Source organism: uncultured Sphingomonas sp. (assembly GCF_946477935.1).
Classification (GTDB): domain Bacteria; phylum Pseudomonadota; class Alphaproteobacteria; order Sphingomonadales; family Sphingomonadaceae; genus Sphingomonas.
Genome location: NZ_CAMLAC010000186.1, coordinates 1 through 7229, shown reverse-complemented (window position 1 = coordinate 7229; position 7229 = coordinate 1). Strand labels below are relative to the sequence as shown.

The following is a 7229-nucleotide window of genomic DNA, read 5'->3' as shown; positions in this document are numbered from 1 at the left end:
CGCGGCTTCACGTTATAGTCAAGCACGCGCTTGACCGGCACCAGCACCTTCATCGGGGCTCCTTCCTGTCCATGGCGGATTGCAATGCGATCCACTTGGGAGTTTTGCGAGGGTTTCGCAAGTAGGGTATGGTGGATGGCCCTGTGCGCCACCCGTCTTTTCCAAAACGAAGAAGGGCCCGGACGTTTCCGTCCGGGCCCTTATCTCATCGGCGATGGGAAGGCGCCTTAAGCGACCTTCTGCACCTCGGCGACGATCTTCTTGGCGGCGTCGCCCAGATCGTTGGCGGGGACGATGGCGAGACCGGAATTGGCAAGGATTTCCTTGCCCTTCTCGACATTCGTGCCCTCGAGACGGACGACCAGCGGCACCTGCAGGTTCACTTCCTTCGCCGCCGCGACGATGCCGTCGGCGATGATGTCGCAGCGCATGATGCCGCCGAAGATGTTGACCAGGATGCCCTTCACCGCCGGATCGCTCAGGATGATCTTGAACGCGGCCGTCACCTTCTCCTTGTTGGCGCCGCCGCCGACGTCGAGGAAGTTGGCCGGGAACATGCCGTTCAGCTTGATGATGTCCATCGTCGCCATGGCGAGGCCGGCGCCGTTGACCATGCAGCCGATGTCGCCGTCGAGCTTGATGTAGGCCAGGTCGTACTTCGACGCCTCCAGCTCCATCGCGTCCTCTTCGGTGGTGTCGCGCAGTTCCATCAGGTCCTTGTGACGGAACATGGCGTTGCCGTCGAAGCCGACCTTGGCGTCGAGCACGACCAGCTTGTTGTCTTCGGTGACGGCGAGCGGGTTGATCTCGATCTGCTCGGCATCGGTGCCGAGGAACGCATCGTACAGCTTGGACGCGACGCTGGCGGCCTGCTTGGCGAGGTCACCGGTCAGCCCCAGCGCCGCGGCGACCGAGCGGCCGTGATGCGGCATGAAGCCGGTCGCGGTGTCGATGTCGATCGAGTGGATCTTCTCGGGCGTGTCGTGCGCCACGGTCTCGATATCCATGCCGCCCTCGGTCGAGGCGACCATCGAGACACGGCCGGTCGCGCGGTTGACGAGCAGCGCGAGGTAGAATTCCTTGGCGATGTCGACACCGTCGGTGATGTACAGGCGGTTCACCTGCTTGCCCGCATCACCCGTCTGGATCGTCACCAGCGTGTTGCCGAGCATGTCGGTGGCGTGGGCGCGCACTTCGTCCTCGGTCTTGGCGAGGCGGACGCCGCCCTTCGCATCGGGGCCGAGCTCCTTGAACTTGCCCTTGCCACGACCACCGGCGTGGATCTGCGCCTTCACGACGTAGAGCGGTCCGGGCAGCTTCTTGGATGCCTCGACGGCTTCGTCGACCGACAGCGCGGCAAAGCCCGCGGGGACCGGTACGCCGAACTTCGCCAGCAGTTCTTTCGCCTGATATTCGTGAATGTTCATGGGCGACCTCGCCTTGTGCTATTATCTAGGACGGTTGACAGCCCTTTCGCACAGGCGGGCGGGCGAATCCACCCCGCATTTTGCCGAATAGCGGGTATTATTGCAAACGCTTCGCAATATATTTAGAAAGTCAATGATCGCATGTCCTGGTCCACCGGCATCCTGCTCTTCGTCGCTACCGTGATCGGCATGGAGGGCTTTGCCTATGCGGCGCACCGCTGGATCATGCATGGTCCGGGCTGGTTCCTGCACGAAAGCCACCATCGCCCGCGCACCGGCAACTGGGAGTTGAACGACCTGTACGCCGCGATCTTCGCGGTGCCCTCGTTCGTGATGATCCTGGGGGGGGCGCAGCTTGGCTGGTGGCCGGGCTTCACCTGGATCGGGGCGGGAATCGCGGCCTATGGCGCGATCTATTTCGGCTTTCACGACGTGATCGTCCACCGCCGGCTGCCGACCCGGTATCTGCCGAAATCGACCTATATGAAGCGCATCGTGCAGGCGCACCGGCTGCATCATGTGGTGGAGACGAAGGAGGGCAATGTCAGCTTCGGCTTCCTGGTCGCGCCAAGGCCGGAGGATCTGAAGGCCGAGCTGAAGCGGCGGCGCCATGCCGGCGTTCGGGAACCCAAAGCGGAGAGGGGCAAAGCGGAGGCGGGAGCGTTTTCGGAAAAGTAACCACTCCGGGCGTAGAGCGAGTCGCGATGGAACATCCGGTCTTCACCCCGCCGTTCGAGCCGGTCGACGGCCAGGAACTTCGCCAGTCGCTGCGCCGCAAGGTCAAGATGCGTGCGCATCTGCGCGACAAGGGACAGACGCGGTTCGAGATCGACGTGGTCGATCTGTCGCAGCAGGGTTTTCGCGCGGAGACCAGCTTCACGCTGTGGCCGGGGACCGTGGTGTGGCTGACGCTGCCGGGCCTGGCACCGCTGGAGGCGGTGGTCGCGTGGCGGGACAAGTTCAAATATGGCTGCGCCTTCGCCAAGCCGCTGCACCCGGCGGTGTTCGAACATATCGTCGGGCTGGGCAACCGCTGAGGCGGCGTCCCCCTCCCCGGCCGGGGGAGAGGGTTCAGGGCATCAATCGAACAGCGACGATACGCTGGTCTCGTCCGCGATGCGCTTGATCGCTTCGCCCAGCAGGGGGGCGATGGCGAGGTGGCGGATCTTGGGCGTGGCGTCGATCGTCTCGTGATTGCCGATCGAATCGGTGATGACCAGCTCGCGCAGAGCCGAGCCGTCGACCCGCGCGACCGCACCGCCCGACAGCACGCCGTGGGTGACATAGGCGACGACGTCCTCGGCCCCCGCCTCGCGCAGTGCCGCGGCTGCGTTGCACAGCGTGCCGGCCGAATCGACGATGTCGTCGATCAGGATGCAGAAGCGGCCCTCGACATCGCCGATGATGTTCATCACCTCCGACTCGCCCGCCCGCTCACGGCGCTTGTCGACGATGGCGAGCGGCGCGTTGTCGAGGCGCTTGGCGAGCTGGCGCGCGCGCACCACGCCGCCGACGTCGGGCGAGACGACCATCAGGTTCTTGCCGCGGAAGCGGGCGTGGATGTCCGCCGACATCACCGGGGCGGCGTAGAGATTGTCGGTGGGGATGTCGAAAAAGCCCTGGATCTGCCCGGCGTGCAGATCGACCGAGAGCACGCGGTCGGCGCCCGCGACGGTGATCAGGTTGGCGACCAGCTTGGCCGAGATCGGCGTGCGTGGACCCGGCTTCCGGTCCTGGCGGGCATAGCCGAAATACGGAACGACCGCGGTGATCCGCTTGGCCGACGCGCGCTTCAGCGCGTCGATCATGATGAGCAATTCCATCAGGTTGTCGTTGGCGGGATAGCCGGTCGACTGGATAACGAACACGTCCTCGCCGCGGACGTTTTCCTGGATCTCGACGAAGATCTCCTCGTCGGCGAAACGCCGCACCAGCGCCTCCGTCAGCGGGACCTCGAGATAGTTCGCGATCGCCTGCGCCAGAGGCAGGTTCGAATTGCCCGTCATCAACTTCATGCTCGTCGGTCCCCGCAGCCCGGTCATAATGCGCGCCCCCTTACCCGCGGTGTCACATAAGCGCAAAGTGCTTTGCCGCATGGTCAGGCCCCGGTTATGGCCGCGTGCATGACCGTGACCCGCTTCGCGCCGTCGCCCACCGGGCGGCTTCATGTCGGCAATATCCGCACCGCCCTGCATAACTGGATGTATGCGCAGGCGAATGGCGGCCGTTTCCTGCTGCGTATCGACGATACCGATGCCGAGCGCAGCGAGGAACGTTTCGTGGAGGCGATCCGCGCCGATCTGGCCTGGCTGGGCATGGTGCCCGACGACGAGATGCGGCAGTCGGCGCGGTTCGCGCTGTATGAATCGCGTTTCGTCGAGCTGGTGGCGGCGGGGAGGATCTATCCGGCGTATGAGACGGCGCAGGAGCTGGACCTGAAGCGCAAGGTGTTGCTGGGGCGCGGTTTGCCGCCGGTGTATGACCGTGCGGCGCTGCGGCTGTCGGAGGCGGAGCGGGCCGATCTGGAGGCGCAGGGAGCCCGGCCGCACTGGCGGTTCAAGCTGGATCACGGCGCGCCGATCCAGTGGGACGATGCGGTGCGCGGGTCTCAGAGCTTCGACCCGGCGACGATGAGCGATCCCGTCATCCGGCGCGCGGACGGATCGTGGCTGTATATGCTGCCATCGGCGATCGACGATATCGACATGGGCGTGACGCAGGTGGTGCGCGGCGAGGATCATGTCTCCAACACCGCGCTGCAACTTCAGATGTTCGACGCGATGGGCGCGACGCCGCCGGGCTTCGCGCATGCCGCGCTGCTGACGGGGGCGGAGGGCAAACTGTCCAAGCGGCTGGGGTCGCTCGGGGTCGATCACTTCCGCGAGCTGGGCCTGGAGGCGCAAGCCGTACGCGCGCTGCTGGCGCGGATCGGGACGAGCGATCCGGTGGAGCCGGTGGCGCAGATGGCGCCGCTGATCGAGACGTTCGACTTTGCCCGCTTCGGCCGGGCGCCGGCGCGATTCGACGAGGCCGAGCTGGCGCAACTGAACGCGCGCATCGTCCATCAACTGCCGTTCGAGGCGGTCGTCGGGCGGTTGCCGGAAGGCATGGGTGCGGCGGAATGGGACGCGGTGCGGCCGAACCTGTCGACGGTGGCGGAAGCAACGGACTGGTGGGGCGTGATCGAGGGGCCGATCGAGGCCGATATCGCCGAGGAAGACCACGCCTATCTGGCCGAAGCGGCCGAGGCAGCGGGGGCGATCGACTGGGCGCAAGACCCGTGGCACGCGCTGACCGACCGGCTGAAGGGCACGAGCGGGCGCAAGGGCAAGGCGCTGTTCTTGCCGCTGCGCCTGGCGCTGACCGGACGGGCGCACGGGCCGGACATGGGCCAGTTGCTGCCGCTGATCGGACGTGAGCGGGCGATGGCGCGACTCGGGGCCGTTGCCGGCTGAACGCGGGCTTCCCGCGGAAGTGGACACTACACCCCCGGTCCCGTGTCCACTTCCGATCCCGCCGCGCTGCCCGGCGGCGGGCAGGGACATGGCGGGCATGAACCGGATCATTCCAGCATCATAGCAAAGCGGCGTCTTGTAGGAAAACGGACGCTTGCTGATGAGTAGTTATGATGTACCATAACGTCCCGTGGCGGTGTTGTGCCGCGGAGAGCGTTTCAAGGAGTGATCGTTCAGCCAAGGAGGCAAGCGTCATGTATGCGGATCGTCATGCACGTCAGTTCCACCCGGCCAGCCTGTCGGTGGCAGTGGGCGTCAATATTGTCCTGATCGGCGCGTTGCTGTTCGCCAATCCGCCATCGGTGTTCAAGAAGCCGCCGGACCGGCCACTGGACACGGTGAACATCCCGATCGACCCGCCTCCGCCGCCCGAACCGCTGCCCCCTGAAGCCCAACCGCGCGATAGCGTCGAGCCGCAGCCGGCGCCGCGTCCGATACCCGACCTCACCATCCTGCCCGTCGATGTCGCGCCGTTCGGGCCGGTGTTCCCCCCACCACCGCCGCTGCCGCCGGTCGAGGGCGGGGTGATCGGCGGCACCGGCACCGTGCGCACGGTCGATCCGCCCAAGCCGGCATCGATATTCACCGGGCCGCAGGTCGATCCGCGCTATGCCGGGCAGTTCCAGCCGCCTTATCCGTCCGCCGAGCAGCGGATGGGCGAGGCGGGGCGTGTCGAGATGCGCGTGCTGGTCGGGACCGACGGGCGGGTACGGCAGGCGGAGTGCGTGACGGCGACCTCCGACGGCTTTTGCCGCGCGACGCGCGACCGGGCGCTGGCCAAGTGGCGGTTCAAGCCGGCGATGCGCGATGGGGTCGCCGAGGAAGCGTGGCGGACGATGTCCGTGACGTTCGTGCTGGAGGATTGATGGCAGTTGCTCCCTTTGCCCCGCGGGGAGAGGGAAGGGGCCCGCTGCCGCAGGCAGTGGGAAGGGTGAGGGGTAGACCAGCAGTGCTGCACTGCTTGGCGGCCCCTCACCCCAACCCTCTCCTCAGAGGGGAGAGGGAGCAGGTGTTTGGCTCTTTATCCCTGACCGCTGAAGCCCTATCTTGGTGCCCATGTCGTTCTTCGACCGCTTTTCGCCCCGTCGCGCCTATCAGGATCTGCGGCTGTTTCTATCGTATCGCCAGCCTTATGAACTGGGCTTCCTGGCGCTGGCGGTGGGGATCACCGGCTTTTTCGTCTATGCCTTTGCACGCGACGATTATGTGCCGGCGCCGTACAAGCCCGACATCGTCTATGTCGAGCAATGGTCGGCCGATCGCACCGATGCCGAGATCATCGCGCAGCAAAAGATCGACTATTTCAAGAAAAAGAAGATGCTGGCCGAGCAGAAGGCCGCTGAGGAGGCCAAGCGCGCCGAGTTCAAGAAGGTGGACGACGCGCTGAGCCGGTGGGGTATCTGAGCGAAGACCATCGCTGGATGGGGGCCGCGCTGGCGCTCGCATCGCGCGGGCGGGGGCGCACGGCCCCCAATCCGAGCGTCGGTTGCCTGATCGTGGCGAAGGGCCGCGTGATCGGGCGCGGCTGGACGCAGCCGGGGGGGCGCCCCCATGCCGAGGCGATGGCGCTGGCGGAGGCCGGTGAAAGGGCGCGCGGCGCGACGGCCTATGTGACGCTGGAGCCGTGCGCGCATGTGTCGGCGCGGGGGCCGGCCTGTACCGATCTGCTGATCGCCGCGGGTGTGGCGCGGATCGTGGCGGCGATGGGCGATCCCGATTTACGGACAAACGGTAGCGGCTTTGCGCGGGCGTGGGGTGCCGGGATCGCGGTGGTCGAGGGGGTTCGTGAAGCCGAGGCGCGCGGCATGATCGCGGGTTTCCTGATGCGGCAAGCTGCGGGGCGGCCGCACGTCACGCTGAAGCTCGCTACCTCGCTAGACGGCTGCATCGCGATGGCGGACGGCCGGAGTCGTTGGATCACGGGTCCGGCGGCGCGGGCGCATACCCATCTGGAGCGAAGCCGGCACGAGGCCATTCTGGTCGGGCGCGGCACGCTGGCGGCGGATGCGCCGCGGCTCGATGTACGGCTGGCAGGGTTGGAGGCGCGGAGCCCGCGCCGGGTGCTGCTGTCGCGCACGGCCGAGCCGGGATGGGAGCATGTCGCGACGCCCGAGGATATTGCCGGGCTAATCGGCGTGGATCACCTGATGGTGGAGGGTGGCGCACAAGCCGCGGCGGCGTTCCTGCGTGCCGATCTGGTTGATCGGCTGCTGCTGTACCGTGCGCCCATACTGATCGGGCGGGGGCGGGCGGCGCTGGGTGATATCGGGCTGGACGATCTCGCGCA

8 protein-coding genes are annotated in these 7229 nt (G+C 66.5%); 6 read left to right on the top strand and 2 right to left on the bottom strand.

Features of this window, described 5'->3' with window-relative positions:
* Nucleotides 1-227 precede the first annotated feature (227 nt).
* A complete protein-coding gene (gene sucC / locus Q0U08_RS15695) occupies nucleotides 228-1427 on the bottom strand; it encodes an ADP-forming succinate--CoA ligase subunit beta (RefSeq protein ID WP_298092473.1) in 1200 nt (399 codons plus the stop codon).
* A 141-nt stretch (nucleotides 1428-1568) separates the two neighbouring features.
* Between sucC and Q0U08_RS15690 the strand changes: the two genes are divergently transcribed.
* Together Q0U08_RS15690 and Q0U08_RS15685 are read left to right on the top strand one after the other, a co-directional pair.
* Nucleotides 1569-2105, top strand: a complete 537-nt coding sequence (locus Q0U08_RS15690; protein WP_298092472.1) for a sterol desaturase family protein — start codon at nucleotides 1569-1571, stop codon at nucleotides 2103-2105.
* A gap of 26 nt (nucleotides 2106-2131) precedes the next feature.
* Nucleotides 2132-2464, top strand: coding sequence for a pilus assembly protein PilZ (locus Q0U08_RS15685; RefSeq protein WP_298092471.1), 333 nt, complete (start codon nucleotides 2132-2134; stop codon nucleotides 2462-2464).
* Nucleotides 2465-2506: 42 nt separating this feature from the next.
* On the opposite strand, the gene Q0U08_RS15680 is transcribed toward Q0U08_RS15685, so the two are convergent.
* Entirely contained in the window at nucleotides 2507-3442 is a 936-nt protein-coding gene (locus Q0U08_RS15680; RefSeq protein ID WP_298092476.1) for a ribose-phosphate pyrophosphokinase, read from the bottom strand.
* 108 nt (nucleotides 3443-3550) lie between these two features.
* On the opposite strand from Q0U08_RS15680, the gene Q0U08_RS15675 reads away from it, so the two are divergent.
* The 4 genes from Q0U08_RS15675 to ribD all read left to right on the top strand — a co-directional run.
* Nucleotides 3551-4882 carry a glutamate--tRNA ligase gene (locus Q0U08_RS15675; RefSeq protein ID WP_298092470.1) on the top strand — a complete coding sequence of 444 codons (1332 nt, stop codon included), beginning with the start codon at nucleotides 3551-3553 and terminating at the stop codon, nucleotides 4880-4882.
* A 254-nt stretch (nucleotides 4883-5136) separates the two neighbouring features.
* Entirely contained in the window at nucleotides 5137-5808 is a 672-nt protein-coding gene (locus Q0U08_RS15670) for an energy transducer TonB (protein WP_298092469.1), read from the top strand.
* A gap of 190 nt (nucleotides 5809-5998) precedes the next feature.
* Entirely contained in the window at nucleotides 5999-6346 is a 348-nt protein-coding gene (locus Q0U08_RS15665) for a hypothetical protein (protein ID WP_298092475.1), read from the top strand.
* A 17-nt stretch (nucleotides 6347-6363) separates the two neighbouring features.
* Nucleotides 6364-7229 (top strand): bifunctional diaminohydroxyphosphoribosylaminopyrimidine deaminase/5-amino-6-(5-phosphoribosylamino)uracil reductase RibD (gene ribD, locus Q0U08_RS15660; RefSeq protein ID WP_298092474.1); only part of this gene is annotated, 866 nt, incomplete at its 3' end.

Bases quoted from the DNA above. Each gene is read 5' to 3' on its own strand.
- sucC (WP_298092473.1), bottom strand. From the start codon at position 1,427: ATGAACATTCACGAATATCAGGCGAAAGAACTGCTGGCGAAGTTCGGC.
- Q0U08_RS15690 (WP_298092472.1), top strand. From the start codon at position 1,569: ATGTCCTGGTCCACCGGCATCCTGCTCTTCGTCGCTACCGTGATCGGC.
- Q0U08_RS15685 (WP_298092471.1), top strand. From the start codon at position 2,132: ATGGAACATCCGGTCTTCACCCCGCCGTTCGAGCCGGTCGACGGCCAG.
- Q0U08_RS15680 (WP_298092476.1), bottom strand. From the start codon at position 3,442: ATGAAGTTGATGACGGGCAATTCGAACCTGCCTCTGGCGCAGGCGATC.
- Q0U08_RS15675 (WP_298092470.1), top strand. From the start codon at position 3,551: ATGACCGTGACCCGCTTCGCGCCGTCGCCCACCGGGCGGCTTCATGTC.
- Q0U08_RS15670 (WP_298092469.1), top strand. From the start codon at position 5,137: ATGTATGCGGATCGTCATGCACGTCAGTTCCACCCGGCCAGCCTGTCG.
- Q0U08_RS15665 (WP_298092475.1), top strand. From the start codon at position 5,999: ATGTCGTTCTTCGACCGCTTTTCGCCCCGTCGCGCCTATCAGGATCTG.